The organism is Enterobacter cloacae complex sp. 394I7 (assembly GCF_057320345.1).
This window is the reverse complement of the sequence record NZ_JBXWCR010000007.1, coordinates 75777-92629: the sequence shown is the minus strand read 5'-3', so window position 1 is coordinate 92629 and position 16853 is coordinate 75777. Positions and strand designations below refer to the sequence as shown.

Annotated in this window: 14 protein-coding genes; 11 read left to right on the top strand and 3 right to left on the bottom strand. The window is 59.4% G+C overall.

From position 1 onward, the window contains the following. Positions 1 to 12 precede the first annotated feature (12 nt). Entirely contained in the window at positions 13 to 843 is an 831-nt protein-coding gene (locus AC2FAP_RS19840; protein ID WP_020883041.1) for a MurR/RpiR family transcriptional regulator, read from the bottom strand. Between the two features lie 278 nt (positions 844 to 1121). On the opposite strand from AC2FAP_RS19840, the gene AC2FAP_RS19835 reads away from it, so the two are divergent. From AC2FAP_RS19835 to iolB, 10 genes are all read left to right on the top strand, one after another. After that, entirely contained in the window at positions 1122 to 2627 is a 1506-nt protein-coding gene (locus AC2FAP_RS19835; RefSeq protein WP_449541453.1) for a CoA-acylating methylmalonate-semialdehyde dehydrogenase, read from the top strand. 11 nt (positions 2628 to 2638) lie between these two features. After that, a complete protein-coding gene (gene iolD, locus AC2FAP_RS19830) occupies positions 2639 to 4564 on the top strand; it encodes a 3D-(3,5/4)-trihydroxycyclohexane-1,2-dione acylhydrolase (decyclizing) (protein WP_449541452.1) in 1926 nt (641 codons plus the stop codon). Positions 4565 to 4865: 301 nt separating this feature from the next. Beyond that, the gene (gene iolG, locus AC2FAP_RS19825; RefSeq protein WP_020883044.1) at positions 4866 to 5852 is read left to right on the top strand and encodes an inositol 2-dehydrogenase; all 987 of its coding nucleotides are present in this window, start codon (positions 4866 to 4868) and stop codon (positions 5850 to 5852) included. Between the two features lie 31 nt (positions 5853 to 5883). Then, complete coding sequence (locus AC2FAP_RS19820) at positions 5884 to 6813, top strand: sugar ABC transporter substrate-binding protein (RefSeq protein ID WP_020883045.1); 930 nt, start codon at positions 5884 to 5886, stop codon at positions 6811 to 6813. Positions 6814 to 6867: 54 nt separating this feature from the next. After that, a complete protein-coding gene (locus AC2FAP_RS19815; protein WP_032678678.1) occupies positions 6868 to 8415 on the top strand; it encodes a sugar ABC transporter ATP-binding protein in 1548 nt (515 codons plus the stop codon). 11 nt (positions 8416 to 8426) lie between these two features. Beyond that, positions 8427 to 9455, top strand: coding sequence for an ABC transporter permease (locus tag AC2FAP_RS19810; protein WP_014171147.1), 1029 nt, complete (start codon positions 8427 to 8429; stop codon positions 9453 to 9455). Between the two features lie 8 nt (positions 9456 to 9463). After that, the gene (locus tag AC2FAP_RS19805) at positions 9464 to 10597 is read left to right on the top strand and encodes a Gfo/Idh/MocA family protein (protein WP_020883047.1); all 1134 of its coding nucleotides are present in this window, start codon (positions 9464 to 9466) and stop codon (positions 10595 to 10597) included. A 12-nt stretch (positions 10598 to 10609) separates the two neighbouring features. Continuing rightward, positions 10610 to 12514, top strand: coding sequence for a bifunctional 5-dehydro-2-deoxygluconokinase/5-dehydro-2-deoxyphosphogluconate aldolase (locus tag AC2FAP_RS19800; protein WP_449541451.1), 1905 nt, complete (start codon positions 10610 to 10612; stop codon positions 12512 to 12514). Between the two features lie 14 nt (positions 12515 to 12528). Continuing rightward, positions 12529 to 13419, top strand: coding sequence for a myo-inosose-2 dehydratase (iolE, locus tag AC2FAP_RS19795; protein ID WP_032680496.1), 891 nt, complete (start codon positions 12529 to 12531; stop codon positions 13417 to 13419). A gap of 9 nt (positions 13420 to 13428) precedes the next feature. Beyond that, positions 13429 to 14241: a 5-deoxy-glucuronate isomerase gene (gene iolB, locus AC2FAP_RS19790; RefSeq protein ID WP_406767478.1), complete on the top strand. Its 813-nt coding sequence runs from the start codon at positions 13429 to 13431 to the stop codon at positions 14239 to 14241. 41 nt (positions 14242 to 14282) lie between these two features. Here the strand turns inward: iolB and AC2FAP_RS19785 are convergent, their stop codons facing one another. Further along, on the bottom strand, positions 14283 to 15500 hold the full coding sequence (locus tag AC2FAP_RS19785; RefSeq protein WP_449541450.1) for an MFS transporter: 1218 nt from the start codon (positions 15498 to 15500) through the stop codon (positions 14283 to 14285). A 113-nt stretch (positions 15501 to 15613) separates the two neighbouring features. Here AC2FAP_RS19785 and AC2FAP_RS19780 point away from each other — a divergent pair, with 113 nt between their 5' ends. Continuing rightward, a complete protein-coding gene (locus AC2FAP_RS19780) occupies positions 15614 to 16060 on the top strand; it encodes a winged helix-turn-helix transcriptional regulator (RefSeq protein WP_047743060.1) in 447 nt (148 codons plus the stop codon). Between the two features lie 44 nt (positions 16061 to 16104). Here the strand turns inward: AC2FAP_RS19780 and AC2FAP_RS19775 are convergent, their stop codons facing one another. Beyond that, on the bottom strand, positions 16105 to 16848 hold the full coding sequence (locus AC2FAP_RS19775) for an alpha/beta fold hydrolase (protein ID WP_279257717.1): 744 nt from the start codon (positions 16846 to 16848) through the stop codon (positions 16105 to 16107). Positions 16849 to 16853: the final 5 nt, after the last annotated feature.

The window sequence follows — 16853 nt, the reverse complement described above, 5'->3', positions numbered from 1 at the left end:
TTTTATTCTCCGTTACTTCCCACTGCCCAGCCGATATGCCAGCGCTACCACCAGCGACTGCACGAGGCACAGCGTCGCCGACTGCGAGCGAAACGCGTCAACCTGCGCCTCTTTCACCACAAAACAGAGATCGCTGAAGGTGGCCAGCGGGCTTATCTGGCTGTCGGTGATCACAATCTGCCGCGCGCCGACGCTGGCGGCGGTTTCGCTGACCATCACCGTCTCTTCCGCATACGGCGAGAAGCTGATCGATACCACAATGTCCTGCGCCTTGATGCGGTTGATCTGCTCACGCAGCATCCCCCCCATACCGTCGAGCAGAATAGGGCGGCACTCCAGGTGGCTCAGGGCGTAGGTCAGATAGGCGGCGACGCTAAACGAGCGGCGTAACCCGGCGATATAGATTGTGTCGGCGTCGGCCAGCAGTTGTACGGCGCGCTCCAGCATCTCCGGCTCGGCGCGGGCGGCCAGCTGCTGGAGGGCCTGCGCATTTGAACGGGCGAACTCCTGTAGAATATCGAGCGGGGTTTCCGGGACGGCCTGACTTTCCATTTCGCGAAACAGCCGGGCGCGGTCACTGTAGCTGGCGGTCTCTTCCACCAGGTTCATGCGAAACAGCTGTTTCATCTCGTTGAAACCGGTGAAGTCAAAAGCATTGGCAAAACGGATCAGCGTTGACGGCGGCACATCGGCACGCTCGGCAATGACGGCGACCGTATCAAAGGCCACGCTGTTGGTATTATCCAGCACATAGCGGGAGACCTGCTGCAGCCTCTTGCTCAGGCTATCGTAGCGATCGCGGATTTGCTGCTGCAGCTCATTCAGGCTGGTTGCTGTGGTCATTTTACCCCCTATGCATAGTTTTATGATTCTAAACGCAAAACCGCGTCTTTTAAATGCCGGCCGTCCATCTGGCCTCAAAAATGAAACAGAAGCTTCACGCTTTTCAACGCCTGAAATGCCTTAATAGCGCAGGCTGCACCGGCGATGGTGGCTGTTAACATAAAAATCCATCCTTGATCACAATAATCATCATTTATTTTATTTCAACTTAAAATGGAATATTTGTTTCATATATAGTGTGCAGGTAACAGTCACGTATCAACAGCGAGAGGTTAAGGATGGAGACGGTAGCGAATTTTATTCACGGCGAGTGTGTCACCGGTTCAGGCCAGCGTGTTCAGGCAATCTTCAACCCGGCCACCGGAGAGCAGATCCGCCAGGTGGTGATGAGTACGGCACAGGAAACCGAACAGGCGATTGCCGCAGCACAGCAGGCATTTCCTGGCTGGGCGCGTCATTCTCCACTTAAACGCGCACGCGTGATGTTCCGCTTCAAAGCGCTGCTGGAAGAGAACATGGAGCGTCTGGCCCGCATCATCAGCGAAGAGCATGGCAAAGTCTTCTCCGACGCGGTGGGCGAGCTGACCCGCGGCCTGGAAGTGGTGGAGTTTGCCTGCGGCATCCCGCATCTGCAAAAAGGTGCGCACTCCGCTAACGTCGGCACCGGTGTCGACAGCCACTCGTTGATGCAGCCGCTCGGCGTATGTGCCGGGATCACGCCGTTTAATTTCCCGGCAATGGTGCCGATGTGGATGTTCCCGATTGCGCTGGCCACCGGCAACACGTTCGTGCTGAAACCGTCGGAAAAAGATCCCTCTCTGGCGCTCGCGCTGGCAAAACTGCTGAAAGACGCCGGCCTGCCTGACGGCGTGTTTAACGTGGTGCAGGGCGATAAAGAGTCGGTTGACGTGCTGCTGACTGACCCGCGCGTGCAGGCTGTGAGCTTTGTCGGTTCAACGCCGATCGCCCAATACATTTACGAGACCGCCTCCGCCCACGGTAAACGCTGTCAGGCGCTGGGCGGGGCAAAAAACCACTGCATCTTAATGCCGGATGCCGATATGGATATGGCGACGAACGCGATTATGGGCGCTGCCTTCGGCGCGGCGGGAGAACGTTGCATGGCGCTGTCGGTGGTGCTGGCGGTGGGGGATAACACCGCTGATGAACTCTGTTCCCGGCTCGAAAAACAAATTGCCGCGCTGCGCGTCGGACCGGGTCTGGACCAGACGCCAGAGAACGAAATGGGGCCGCTTATCTCCTCGGCACACCGTAACAAAGTGCTGGGCTATATCGACAGCGGGGAAACCCAGGGAGCCCGCCTGCGCGTGGATGGCCGTGGGTTCAGCGTGAAAGGCCACGAGCAGGGCTATTTTGTCGGACCAACGCTGTTCGATAACGTCACGCCGGAGATGACCATCTATAAAGAAGAGATTTTCGGGCCGGTACTTTCTGTGGTGCGTGTTGCAGATTACAGCAGCGCGGTGGACCTGATTAACCGGCATGAATATGGTAATGGCTCGGCAATATTTACCCGTGACGGTGGCTGCGCGCGCCGCTTCTGCGAAGAGGTGCAGGCGGGGATGGTTGGGGTGAACGTGCCGATCCCGGTGCCGATGGCGTTCCACAGCTTTGGTGGCTGGAAGCGTTCGATCTTTGGTGCGCTGAATGTCCACGGCAACGACGGCGTGCGTTTCTACACCCGAATGAAAACCATCACCGCACGCTGGCCGGAAATGCAGCAGGAGACTGGCGCTGCGTTCTCCATGCCGACGCTGGGCTGACAGGAGGTTTTATGCAAACCGAACGTATGACCATGGCTCAGGCCCTGGTCAGATTCCTTAATCAACAGTATGTCTCCATTGATGGACAAGAATCGCCCTTCGTGGAGGGCGTGGCGACCATTTTTGGTCACGGCAACGTGCTGGGTATCGGCCAGGCACTGGAGCAGGATCCTGGCCACCTGCAGGTGATGCAGGGGTGTAACGAACAGGGCATCGCCCATATGGCGACCGGATTCGCCAAACAGCATCGCCGTCGGCGCATTTTTGCCGTCACCTCATCCGTCGGGCCCGGCGCGGCTAATATGGTGACGGCCGCGGCGACCGCCACCGCGAACCGCATTCCGCTCCTGCTGTTACCAGGGGATATCTATGCCAGCCGCCAGCCCGATCCGGTTTTGCAGCAAATCGAGCAGTACCACGATCTCAGTATCAGCACCAACGACTGCTTCCGTCCCGTTTCACGCTACTGGGACCGCATTAACCGTCCGGAACAGTTAATGAGCGCGATGTTAAATGCGATGCGTACGCTTACTGACCCCGCAGCGACGGGGGCAGTGACCATTTGCCTGCCGCAGGACGTACAGGGCGAAGCCTGGGATTATCCCTTGAGCTTCTTTGCGCGTCGCGTGCATCACATTGAACGCCGTCCGCCTGATCCCCAGCGTCTGGCCCAGGCACAGGCGTTGATTGCCCGTAAACACCGTCCGCTGGTGGTGTGTGGCGGGGGCGTGCGTTATTCCGGCGCGCATGAGGCATTTCGGGAATTTGTTGAGACGCTGCAGCTGCCGTTTGCCGAAACCCAGGCCGGAAAGGGGGCGCTGGTAAGCGATCATCCCCTTAATCTGGGGGGGATCGGTGTGACGGGCGGAATGGCCGCTAACCAGCTTGCACCCAGGGCGGATTTGGTGATTGGCATCGGCACGCGCCTGACGGACTTTACCACCGGCTCCAAAGCGCTCTTTTCCCATCCGGACGTCGAGTTCCTGCTTTTGAACGTCGCCGAATTTGATGCCCTGAAACTGGATGCCACGGCGCTGATTGCCGATGCGCAAACCGGGCTGCACGCGTTAACGCAGGCGCTCCCGGCGTACCGAAGCCACTGGGGAGAGGAGATCGCTCAGGCGAAATCTGCCTGGCATGCGGAGTGCCAGCGCTTATGGGGCCGTCAGTGGCATCCCGACGATGCGCCTGAAGTGGCAGGGCACCTTGATGCGCAGCTGGCGGAATACGGTGAGGCGCTCAATACCCGCCTGACCCAGACGCGGGTGCTGGGGCTTATCAATCAACATATCGAAGATAACGCCATCGTCGTGGGTGCGGCCGGATCGCTGCCCGGGGATTTACAGCGCCTCTGGCAGGTGAAGACGCCGGACAGTTATCACCTGGAGTACGGCTACTCCTGCATGGGGTATGAGATTGCGGCGGCGATAGGCGCGAAGCTTGCCAGCCCGCATCAGCCGGTTTACGCCATGGTGGGGGATGGCTCCTACATGATGCTGCACTCCGAGCTACAAACCGCGGTGCAGGAGGGGATCAACGTCACCGTCCTGCTGTTTGATAACGCCAGCTTCGGCTGCATTAATAACCTGCAGATGGGGCACGGGATGGGGAGCTTCGGTACGGAAAACCGTCATCGAAACCCAGATTCAGGCCGGCTTGACGGGCCGCTGGTGAAAGTCGATTTCGCCCAGAACGCGGAAAGCTATGGCTGCCGCGCGTGGCGGGTCCACGACGAGCAGAGTCTGCTGGCGGCGCTGGCGGCGTCGCGGGCGCATCCTGGCCCAACGCTGCTGGATATCAAAGTGCTGCCGAAAACCATGACCCATGATTACGCGTCATGGTGGCGAACCGGTGATGCGCAGGTCGCGGGATCGCCTGCGGTGCGCAAAGCCGCCGAGCAAACCCAGGCGCAGGTAAAAAAAGCACGCCAGTATTAAGTATTTCCCGCCGTAACGAAATTTTCATTTCATTTTCCCCTCACCCTAACCCTCTCCCCAAAGGGGAGAGGGGATGGTGTGGTGCACTCTTTTCTCCCTCGCCCCTTTGGGGAGAGGGCAGGGGTGAGGGGTTAGTAGCACCTTCTTCCATGTTGTGAGATTGATAACAAAATTTATCTCAATCATCTCAAAAGTGTTAACCCACACTCAAAAATATAATTTTCACTATTTATAAAAATGAAATAAATGTTTTATTTAAGGGGTCGTTAGTTCACAGCATTCACCAACACCGGGAGCCGTTATGTTTAACATTGCTTTACTGGGCGCTGGCCGAATTGGCCAGGTACATGCAGCTAACATCGCCAGCCACAGTGAGACCACGCTCTGGTCTGTGGTCGACCCGAATCAGGAATTTGCCACCCGCCTCGCCGCGCAATATCAGGCTCGTCTGCAGAGTCTGGAGGACGCGATGAGCGACCCAAACGTTCATGCCGTGCTGATCGCGTCTGCGACGGATACCCACGCGGATCTGATTGAGATGGCCGCCCGCCACGGCAAAGCGATCTTCTGTGAAAAGCCGGTACACCTGGATCTTGCCCGCGTGCGCGACTGCCTGAAAGTGGTTAACGAGTACAACGTACCGCTGTTTATCGGTTTTAACCGCCGCTTTGACCCGCAGTTTCGCCGGGTCAAAACCGAGGTACAGGCCGGGCGGATCGGTAAGCCCGAATCGCTGCTGATTATCTCCCGCGACCCGTCCCCGCCACCGGCGCAATATGTGCGCGTTTCCGGCGGTATGTTCCGCGACATGACCATTCACGATTTTGATATGGCGCGCTTCATCATGGGCGAAGAGCCGGTGTCGGTGTATGCCCAGGGCAGCAATCTGGTGGATCCGGCGATTGGCGAGGCGGGGGATATCGATACCGCGTTTATCGTACTGAAGTATGCCTCCGGCGCGATGGCGACCATCGTCAACAGCCGCCGCTCTTCTTATGGCTACGACCAGCGCCTGGAACTGCACGGCTCAGAAGGCCTGCTGTGCGCGGGCAATATTCTTGAAAATCAGGTGCAGCACTACGGCAAACAGGGCTGCACCGGCGCGCTGCCGGAACACTTCTTCCTGCAGCGCTACAAATCCGCTTACGCCGCGGAATGGGAACACTTTGTTGCGGTGCTGCGCGGCGAAGCGACGCCTGACTGTAGCGGCGATGATGGTGAACGTGCGCTGTACCTGGCGGATAAAGCGCTGGAATCCCTGCGTAGCCAGCGTGAGATCGTCCTCTAAACACAACCACCCTACACAGAGAGACATAATAATGAAAAAACTGATCTTAGCCGCCCTCATCGCCATGACCGCCGGGGCAGCAATGGCCGAAAACGAGCAAATAGTTTTCAGTACACCAAACCTGGCGATGCCGTTTGAAGTTCACATGCAGCGTACCGCGGTAAAAGCCGCAAAAGAGATGGGCGTAAAGCTTCAGGTACTGGACGGGCAGGGCAGCTCGCCGAAACAGGTCGCTGACCTGGAAAACGCCATCACCCGTGGTGCGCAGGGGTTCATCGTCTCCCCGAATGACGTCAATGCCGTCTCCAGCGCGGTGGATGAAATTCAGGATGCGAATCTGCCCGTTGTGACGCTTGACCGCTCCGTCGACAGCCAGAAGAAGGTGCCGCATTTTGGTGCCAACAACTACAAAGGCGGCCAGGCGATTGGCGACTTCGTTAAAAGCAAATTCCCCAACGGGGCAGACATTATTCTGCTCACCGGCCAGCCAGGTTCCTCCTCCAACATTGAACGTACCAAAGGGATCCGCGACAGCCTGAAGGCGGGTGGGGACAAGTACAAGATCGTTGCCGATCAGACCGGCAACTGGATGCGTTCTGAAGGGATGCGCATTGTGGAAAGCGTTCTGCCGTCACTGCCGAAACGCCCACAGGTGATCCTCTCCGCCAATGACGACATGGCACTGGGCGCAATTGAAGCGCTGCAGGGCCAGGGCGTGAAGCCTGGCGAAATTCTGGTGACCGGCTTTGATGCGGTACCTGAGGCGCTGGCGCGCGTGCGCGACGGCTGGCTGGCGGTCACGGCGGATCAGCGCCCGGGCTTCGCGGTACAAACGGCGATGAGCCAGCTGGTGGCCAACGTGCGTGAGAAGAAAGCCATCACCGGCGCGGACTACCCGCCAACGCTTATCACCAAAGAAAATCTGCAGCAGGCTGAGCGCATCAGTGAGGCCGGTAACTGATTTATCCGGAGCCGCCGCGCAGGTGGCGGCTCCCTATTAAGGAGGAGCAGACCGATGTCGCAACCCTTACTGAAAGTGACCGACCTGGCAAAAAGCTTTTCTGGTGTCTGGGCGCTGAGCAGCGCACAGCTCACCGTCGGTGCCGGGGAGATCCACGCGCTGCTGGGTGAGAACGGAGCGGGGAAATCCACGCTGCTGAAAGCCCTGGCGGGCGCACAGCCGCAAACGCGCGGGGATATCTGGTTCAACGGCGACACGCTGCCGGTGGACGATTCACCGGTTGAGCGGCAGAACAAGGGCATTATCACTATCTATCAGGAATTTAACCTGCTGCCCAATATGACCGTCGCGGAAAACATGTTTCTCGGGCGTGAGCCGCGTAAACGTAACCTGATTGTCGACGAAAAAGCGGTGAACCAGGAGGCGCAGGTGATCCTTGATTATCTGCAGTTGAACGTTGCGCCAACCACGCCTGTCGCCCGTCTGAGCGTAGCCCAGCAGCAGATGGTCGAGATTGCCCGGGCGCTGACGCTGAACGCCAGGCTGATCATCATGGATGAACCCTCCGCGGCGCTGAGCGACAGCGAGGTGGAAAGCCTGCACCGCGTGGTGCGCGAGCTGAAAAACCGGGGGGTGAGCATTATTTATGTTACCCACCGACTGCACGAAGTTTTCCAGCTTTGCGATCGCTTTACCGTTTTCCAGGACGGCCGTTTCACCGGCAGTGGCGCCGTGGCGCAAACCAATGTCGAGCAGCTGATCCGTCTGATGGTGGGGCGTGACGTGGCCTTTAATCGTCGTCCCGCCAGCGAAACCCATCATGAAAACAAGCCGGTCCGACTGGCAGTAAAAGGGCTGAGCCGCGAAAAACCGCCGCTGGATCCGCACGGCATTGCCCTGCATGACATCAGCTTCCATGTCCACGCCGGAGAAGTACTGGGCATTGCCGGCCTGGTGGGGGCAGGGCGCACCGAAGTGGCGCGCTGCCTGTTCGGGGCGGATGCCTTTACCTCGGGCAGCTTTGAGCTGGACGGCGTCCCGTATCAACCGCGCGACCCGATGTACGCCCTCGATCAGGGCATCGCGCTGGTCCCGGAAGATCGCAAGAAAGAGGGGGCGGTGCTGGGGTTATCGATTCGCGACAACCTGTCGCTCTCCAGTCTTTCTTCTCTGATGCAGTGGCGCTGGTTTGTGAATACCCGCAAAGAGGACGATCTGATTGAGTCCTACCGCAAGGCGCTGCAGATCAAAATGGTCAACAGCGCGCAGGAGGTGCGCAAGCTCTCCGGCGGTAACCAGCAGAAAGTTATCCTGGCGCGCTGCATGGCGCTGAACCCTCGGGTGCTGATTGTCGATGAGCCGACGCGCGGTATCGACGTGGGCACCAAGTCGGAAGTGCACCAGGTGCTGTTTGATATGGCCAAACAGGGCGTGGCGGTGATCGTGATCTCCTCCGATCTGCCTGAAGTGATGGCGGTATCCGATCGGATCATCACGCTCAGTGAAGGCCGGGTGACTGGTGAGATCCACGGCGACGACGCTAACGAAGAGCGGCTGATGACGATGATGGCCATCAACCACAACGCCCTCAACGCGGCATAACGGAGTTTTCCATGACGCAGATGATTTCTAAAACGCAGGTTCCGGTGAAACGCAGCGGACGCCTCGATCCCATCGCCTTCTTCGAGCGCTTCGGGGTACTGATTTTCATGATCCTGCTGCTGATTTTCTTTCAGTCGCAGAACAGCAATTTTTTCTCTGAACGCAATATTTTCAACATCCTGACCGAGGTGTCCATCTACGGGATCATGGCCGTGGGGATGACCTTCGTCATTCTGACTGCCGGTATCGATCTTTCTGTCGGCTCCATCCTGGCGGTCTGCGCCATGACCGCTGCATACGTGATTAAGGGCGACAACTTCACCACCGTTGATCCGAACGCCTGGGGCGGCATGAGCTGGCTGATTGGGCTGGGGATTTGTCTGGCGATGGGCACGGCGATTGGCTTCCTGCACGGCCTGGGCGTAACCCGCCTGCGCCTGCCGCCGTTTATCGTCACGCTCGGCGGGATGACCATCTGGCGTGGCCTGACGCTGGTGATCAACGACGGCGCGCCCATTGCAGGTTTCGACCCGGGTTACCGCTGGTGGGGACGCGGGGAGCTGCTTGGCATCTCCATTCCAATCTGGATTTTCGCCATCGTGGCGCTTGGCGGGTATCTGGCGCTGCATAAAACCCGCTGGGGACGCTTCGTCTATGCCATCGGCGGTAACCCGGAGGCAGCGCGCCTGGCGGGGGTCAACGTGAAGCGCGTGCTGGTGAGTGTCTATGTGCTGATTGGCTGTCTGGCGGGACTGGCGGGCTTTATTCTCAGCGCTCGTCTTGGCAGTGCGGAAGCGGTCGCCGGGATCTCCTTTGAACTGCGCGTTATCGCCTCGGTGGTCATCGGCGGCACCTCGCTGATGGGCGGCTATGGACGCATCGGCGGCACCATCATTGGTTCCATCATTATGGGGATCCTGATTAACGGTCTGGTGCTGATGAACGTCTCGGCCTATTACCAGCAAATAATCACCGGATTAATTATCGTTCTGGCGGTGGCATTCGACACCTATGCCAAGAGCCGTCGCGGCGCATTGTGAGGATCAGGATGAAAGAGGTTCGTATTGGATTGATTGGCACCGGGTATATCGGCAAGGCACATGCCATCGCCTATGCCCAGGCGCCGACGGTATTTACCCTGCGCGGCAAACTGGTGCGCGAGATGGTGGCGGAAGTGACGCCCGCGCTGGCAGCAGAGCGGGCGCAGGCCTTTGGCTTCAACCGCTCAACCGGCGACTGGCGGGCACTGGTGGCTGACCCGGCGATTGATGTCGTGGATATATGCTCGCCCAACCATCTGCATAAAGAGATGGCGCTGGAGGCCATTCGCCACGGTAAGCATGTCTACTCGGAAAAGCCGCTGGCGCTGAATGCCCATGACGCACGTGAAATGGTGGACGCCGCGAAGCGGGCAGGGGTGAAAACGCTGGTGGGTTTTAACTACATGAAAAACCCGACGGCACAGCTGGCGAAAGAGATCATCGCCCGCGGCGAGATTGGCGAGGTGATCCACTTCTACGGTACCCACAACGAAGATTATATGGCCGACCCGCTTTCTCCCATTCACTGGCACTGTTTTAAAGAGACCGCCGGGCTGGGTGCACTGGGGGACCTGGCGGCGCATATCGTCAACATGGCGCAGTATCTGGTCGGGGACATTCAGCAGGTCTGCGGTGATTTAAAAATTGTTGTGCCTGAACGCCCGGCGCAGGCAGGTTCGTCGCAAAACGTTGCGGTTGAAAACGAAGATCAGGCGCACGCGATGGTCCGTTTCGCCGGCGGAGCACAAGGGGTGATTGAAACGTCCCGCGTCGCCTGCGGGCGCAAGATGGGACTGTCGTATGTGATAACCGGCACCAAAGGGGCCATCAGTTTTACCCAGGAGCGGATGGCGGAACTGAAGCTCTATCTGCATGACGACCCGGTAAACCGCCAGGGATTCCGCACGCTGCTCGTGGGTCCGTCACATCCGGACTATGGTGCGTTTTGCATGGGGGCGGGCCATGGTATCGGCTTTAACGATCAAAAAACGGTGGAAGTACGCGACCTGGTCGACGGTATTGCCGCTGATGTGCCGATGTGGCCGGACTTTGAAGAGGGCTGGAAGGTTTCGCGGGTGCTGGACGCCATCGCACTCTCGCACCAGGAAGGCCGCTGGCTGAACGTGAACGACATTGTCTGATGAGGTATCAACGTGGAAAAGCAGTTTGATGTGATATGCATGGGCCGCGTGGCGGTAGACCTCTACAGTCAGCAAATTGGTGCCCGTCTTGAAGATGTGTCGAGCTTCGCGAAATATCTCGGCGGCTCGTCCGGCAACGTAGCCTACGGGACGGCGCGTCAGGGGCTGCGCTCATCGATGCTGGCACGCGTCGGTGATGAACATATGGGACGCTTCCTGCGAGAAGAATTACACCAGGTGGGCTGCGATACCAGCCATCTGATCACCGACAAAGAACGCCTGACGGCGCTGGTGCTCCTCGGCATTAAAGACCGGGACACCTTTCCACTGATTTTTTATCGCGATAACTGCGCGGATATGGCCATCACGGCCAGCGATGTGGACGAACGCTACATAGCCTCCGCACGGTGCCTTGCCATCACCGGGACCCATCTCTCGCACCCTCAGACCCGTGACGCGGTGCTGACGGCGCTTAACTATGCCCGCCGTCACGGTGTTCGCACGGTGCTGGATATCGACTACCGTCCGGTACTGTGGGGGCTGACCTCATTAGGGGACGGGGAGACGCGCTTTATTGCCGCGGAAAACGTGACCCGTGAACTGCAGGAGGTGCTGCACCTTTTCGACGTCATTGTCGGCACCGAAGAAGAGTTCCACATTGCAGGTGGCAGTACCGATACCCTGCAGGCGCTGGGTCGCGTGCGCGCCGTGAGTAACGCTACGCTGGTTTGCAAGCGTGGAGCGCTTGGCTGTTCGGTGTATACCGACGCTATACCGCCCCGGCTGGATGAGGGTCTGACGGTGACCGGCGTGCGCGTTGAGGTGCTGAACGTGCTCGGTGCGGGCGACGCGTTTATGTCCGGCCTGCTGCGCGGCTACCTTAACGACGAAGGCTGGGAGCAGGCCTGCCGCTATGCCAACGCGTGTGGTGCGCTGGTGGTGTCCCGCCACGGCTGTGCCCCGGCGATGCCGAGCAAGGCTGAGCTGGACGACTACCTGTCGCGTGCGGCGTCGGTGCCGCGTCCCGATCTTGACGCGCGCCTGAACCATCTGCACCGCGTCACCACCCGCCGCCGTGAGTGGCCGGAGCTGTGCGTGATGGCCTTCGATCATCGCAGCCAGCTGGAAGATATGGCGTTGCAGTGCGGGGCATCCCTGAAGCGCATCCCGGCGCTGAAGCAGCTTATTCTGCAGGCCAGCCGTGAGGCGGCCAGCAGCGCAGGGCTTGAGGGCAAAGCCGGTCTGCTGTGTGACGGTACTTTTGGTCAGGACGCCCTGAACGCGATTACCGGTGAAGGGTGGTGGATAGGCCGCCCTATTGAACTGCCGGGCTCCCGGCCGCTGGAGATGGAGCACGGTAACATCGGCACGCAGCTCATCAGCTGGCCGCAGGAGCATGTGGTGAAATGCCTGGTCTTTTTCCATCCGGAAGATGCGCACGGCCTGCGTCTGGAGCAGGAGCAGAAAATCGCTGAGGTCTACCACGCCTGCTGCCAGTCCGGTCATGAACTGCTGCTGGAGGTGATCCTGCCTGCGAGCATGCCGCGCAGCGATGAGCTTTACCTGCGCGCCATCTCGCGTTTTTACAACCTGGGGATTTATCCCGACTGGTGGAAACTGCCGCCGCTCTCTGCCGATGGCTGGACGGCGCTGAGCGAGATTATTGAACGTCGGGATCCACACTGTCGTGGCGTGGTGATCCTCGGGCTGGACGCCCCGGCTGAGCAGCTTCGTGCTGATTTTAAAGCCGCCTCGGGACACGCGCTGGTGAAGGGCTTTGCCGTAGGACGCACGCTGTTTGGCGATGCGTCCCGTGCATGGCTGAAACACGATATTGACGATGCGCAGCTGGTGGCACGCATCCGGGACAATTACCTGCAGCTTATCGCCTGGTGGCGCGAGCGCGGACACACATAATTCAGGAGACGACAATGAGTGTGCAATTAGGCATTAACCCGCTGACATGGACGAACGACGATCTGCCTTCACTCGGCGCGGAGACGCCGCTGGATACCTGTCTGAGCGAAGGGAAAGAGGCCGGTTTTGCCGGTTTCGAACTGGGCAATAAATTCCCGCGTGAGGCGCGCCTGCTTGGCCCCATTTTGCAGCGCCACGATCTGCAGCTGGTATCCGGCTGGTATTCAGGGCGTCTGCTGGAGCGTAGCGTGGAGGAGGAGATTGCCGCCGTGCAGTCCCACCTGACGCTGCTGCGCGAACTGGGGGCAAAGGTGCTTGTATTCGCCGAAGTGAGCGGCTGTATTCACGGCGAGCAACAGACGCCGGTTCATCTTCGCCCGCGCTTCCCGCACGCGCGCTGGCAAGAGTACGGCGAGAAGCTGACCGCTTTTGCCCGCTACACGCAGCAGCAGGGGGTGCAGATTGCCTACCATCACCATATGGGAACGGTCATTGAGTCCGCTGAAGATGTCGATAACCTGATGACCCATACCGGTGAAGAGGTGGGCCTGCTGCTGGACACCGGCCATCTGACCTTTGCCGGGGCTGATCCGCTGGCGGTGGCCCAGCGCTGGGCATCGCGCATTAACCATGTTCACTGCAAAGACGTGCGCGCCGACGTGCTGGCGGACGTCAAAAACCGCAAAACCAGCTTCCTTGATGCGGTGCTGAGTGGGGTCTTCACCGTACCGGGTGACGGCTGCGTGGACTATCCGCCCATCATGCGGCTGCTGAAGGCGCAGGATTATCACGGCTGGCTGGTGGTAGAGGCGGAGCAGGATCCTGCTATCGCTCACCCGCTGACTTACGCCCGTCTGGGGTATAACAACCTGAGCCGTCTGGCGCGCGACGCCGGGCTTATCTGAGGAGGTGACATGTCACGTCTGTTATCACGCTGGCAACCGCCGAGTGCGGAGGGCCGCACCCAGTCCGTCACGCCGGAACGCGCGGGCTGGGGATACGTTGGCTTTGAAGCGTATGAACTGCAGGAGGGGCAGATGCTGACGCTGCCCGCCGTCAGCGAAGAGCGCTGTCTGGTGCTGGTGGCTGGACGAGCCTCTATCAGCACACCTACCGCGCAGTTTACTGACATCGGCGAGCGGATGAGCCCGTTTGAGCGCATAAAGCCCTGGGCGGTCTACGTCACGCCGCAGGAGACGGTGCAGATTAAGGCGCTGACGACGCTGGAGCTGGCGGTCTGTGTCGCACCCGGCAAAGGGACCTTCCCGACACGGCTTATCGCTCCGCAGGATATCGACGCGCAGGCGCGTGGCAAAGGCCATAACCAGCGCTACGTGCACAACATTCTGCCGGAAGATCAACCCGCCGACAGCCTGCTGGTGGTTGAGGTCTGGACCCACGAAGGCTGCACCAGTTCATACCCGAGCCATAAGCACGATACGGATAATCCACCGCAGGAAACCTACCTGGAGGAGACCTACTATCATCGCCTCAATCCCGGGCAGGGGTTCTGCATGCAGCGGGTCTATACCGACGACAGGTCGCTGGATGAGTGTATGGCCGTTTATAACCGCGACGTGGTGATGGTGCCGAAGGGGTACCATCCGGTGGCGACGCTGGCTGGTTATGACAGCTACTATCTCAACGTGATGGCCGGTCCGGTGCGAAAATGGATGTTCACCTGGGAAGACGATCACGCGTGGATCAACCGCGACTATCCACGTTGACGTTGCAGAAGCCCGCACCCCGCGGGCTTTTTTTATCAACATTATCCTGTCTTGCGCGTTACCCACCAGAACACCAGCGCCACCAGGCTCACCGCTGCGCCAGTCAGGCAGACGCCCTGCCAGCCCGCGATGGCATACGTCATCGTGGTGCTCAGCGCGCCCAGACCGCTGCCGACGGCATAAAACAGCATGTAAAGCCCGACCAGCCGGCTATGCGCCTCGGGGCGGGCGCGAAAGATCAGGCTCTGGTTGGTGACATGCAGCGCCTGCCCGCCCAAATCGAGCAGCACGATGCCAATGAGCAAAATACCGAGCGAACGATCCATCAGTGAAATCGGCCACCACGCCAGGAGTAACATGACCAGCGCAGCCGCGCTGGTGCGCCGGGCATATCCCCGATCGGCCCACTCGCCGGCCCGGGTTGCCGCTAACGCGCCTGCCATTCCGGCCAGGCCAAAAGCACCAATGGCGGTATGCGATAAGTTATAGGGTGGGGCACTTAACGGTAGCACCAGAGCGCTCCAGAAAATATTGAACGCAGCGAACATCAGTAAAGCCAGTACGCCGCGCACCTGCAGGACTTTTTCTTCCCGCAGCAGGGTCAGCATTGAGTGAATCAGGCCCGGGTAACTCATCGTTTCAGGCACCGCAGGCAAGCGGGGCAGCCTCCACCACAGCGGAAACGCAATAATGATCATCAGCCCGGCGGCAGAGAGATACACGCCACGCCAGCCCGCGATATCACTGATGCCTCCGGAGACGACGCGGGCCACTAACAGGCCCATAAATACCCCGCCTTGTGCCGCACCAATAACGCGGCCTTGCTCATGCGGCGACGCGGCGTTGGCGGCATAGGCGATAAGCCCTTGCGTCATGGCTGTTCCTGCCATGCCGGTGGCGAGCATACCCGCCAGCAGCATCGTTGACGTCTGCGCCATGCCGACCGTGACCAGTGCGGCCACCAGTACGACAAGCTGTAGAGCCATCAGACGCCGGCGTTCCACTTTATCCCCCAGAGGAACCACGAACAGCAGAGCCAGAGCACAGCCAATCTGCGTGGAGGTGACCACGCCGCCAATGGCACCATGGCTGATGCCAAAGTCTCTGGACAACGCGTCAAGCAACGGCTGTGCGTAATAGACGTTGGCCACGCTTAAGCCGCTGGCGAGGGCGAACAGCCACACCAGGCTACGCGGCATGTCGCCTGAGCGGACGTGCCCGGTTTTTCGATCTGACGGTAGTGGTGACGCGTGTGACATGTTCAAATCCTCGCCCTGGGTAAGGTGGTTTTAAAAAGAAACCAGTTGAAGGCTAGGCTATGCAGTTTTAAAATGCAACCAGTTATTGTTGACTAACCTGCCGGGGTAACGCTGTGCCGTCTCGTAAACCGATTGAACAGGAATTCTGTCCCGTTGCCCGCAGCGTCGATCTGATTGGCGATCGCTGGTCGCTTCTGATTGTGCGCAATGCTTTTGACGGCATGCGCCGTTTCGGGGATTTTCAGCGGGATCTCGGGGTTGCGCGTAACATTCTGGCTGACCGGCTGCGCAAGCTGGTCGACGCGGGCATTCTCGCGATGCAGGGGGCGTCGGACGGTACGTCGTATCAGGAATATGTCCTGACGGACAAAGGCGAAAGCCTGTTTCCCATCGTCGTTGCGCTTCGCCAGTGGGGAGAGCAGCATCTGTTTGAACGCGGGGAGCGCCACTCGCTGTTGATCGACAGGCGTACCGGCAAGCCGGTTCCCCTGATGGCGCCAGCAGCGCAGGATGGAACGGCGCTGAAGGCGCAAGATACTGAAGTGCAGAAAGTGAAGTAACTCACCCTTCGCAAGCCCGCTCATCGCGGGCTGTTGTGTCATTCTTAATGGTTTGTGATTGCCTGCTCAATCGTGCGGGCAATATCATCCGGCTGACTCACCATCGACACGTGGCTTGCTGCCACTTCCGTGGTTTTCGCGTGGATCGTTTTCGCCATCGCACGTTCAAGCTCCGGGTTAATCATCCGGTCATTTTTGCTGACCACAAACCAGCTTGGCTTTTCATGCCAGGCCGCATGGCCCACTTTTTCCGCAAACGCGTCGGCCTTGATCGGCCCCTGAGTGGCTGCAATCGTCTGCTGTTCAACGGCGCCTGCATCCGGTGCGAAGTCTTTCATCACGGCTTCTGGCGGGAGATACAAATACCCGTCTGCCGTTTTTGCGATATCCGCGCTCCCCGCTGGCGGTGGGTAACTTCCCGCCAGGTCCGCCGTCGACTGGCCGGAATCAGGCGCAAAGGCCGCTACGTAGACCAGGGATTTTACCCGTGCATCGTTGCCCGCTTCGCTGATCACCGTTCCGCCCCAGGAATGACCTACCAGCACCACATCGCCCTGCGCCCGTGCAATGGCGCGCCGGGTGGCAGCAACGTCATCTTTAAGCGACGTGAGCGGCAGCTGGACGGCGATCACCTCGGTATGCTGTTTTTGCAGCCGGGTAATGACCTTGTTCCAGCTGCAGCCATCGGCAAACGCGCCATGGACCAGCACCACGCTGGTTTTGCTCTCAGCAAAGGCGCTGGCTGAAAGCGCCAGCAGACCCGCCGTCAGTACAGTGCGTGCTTTCATTGTCT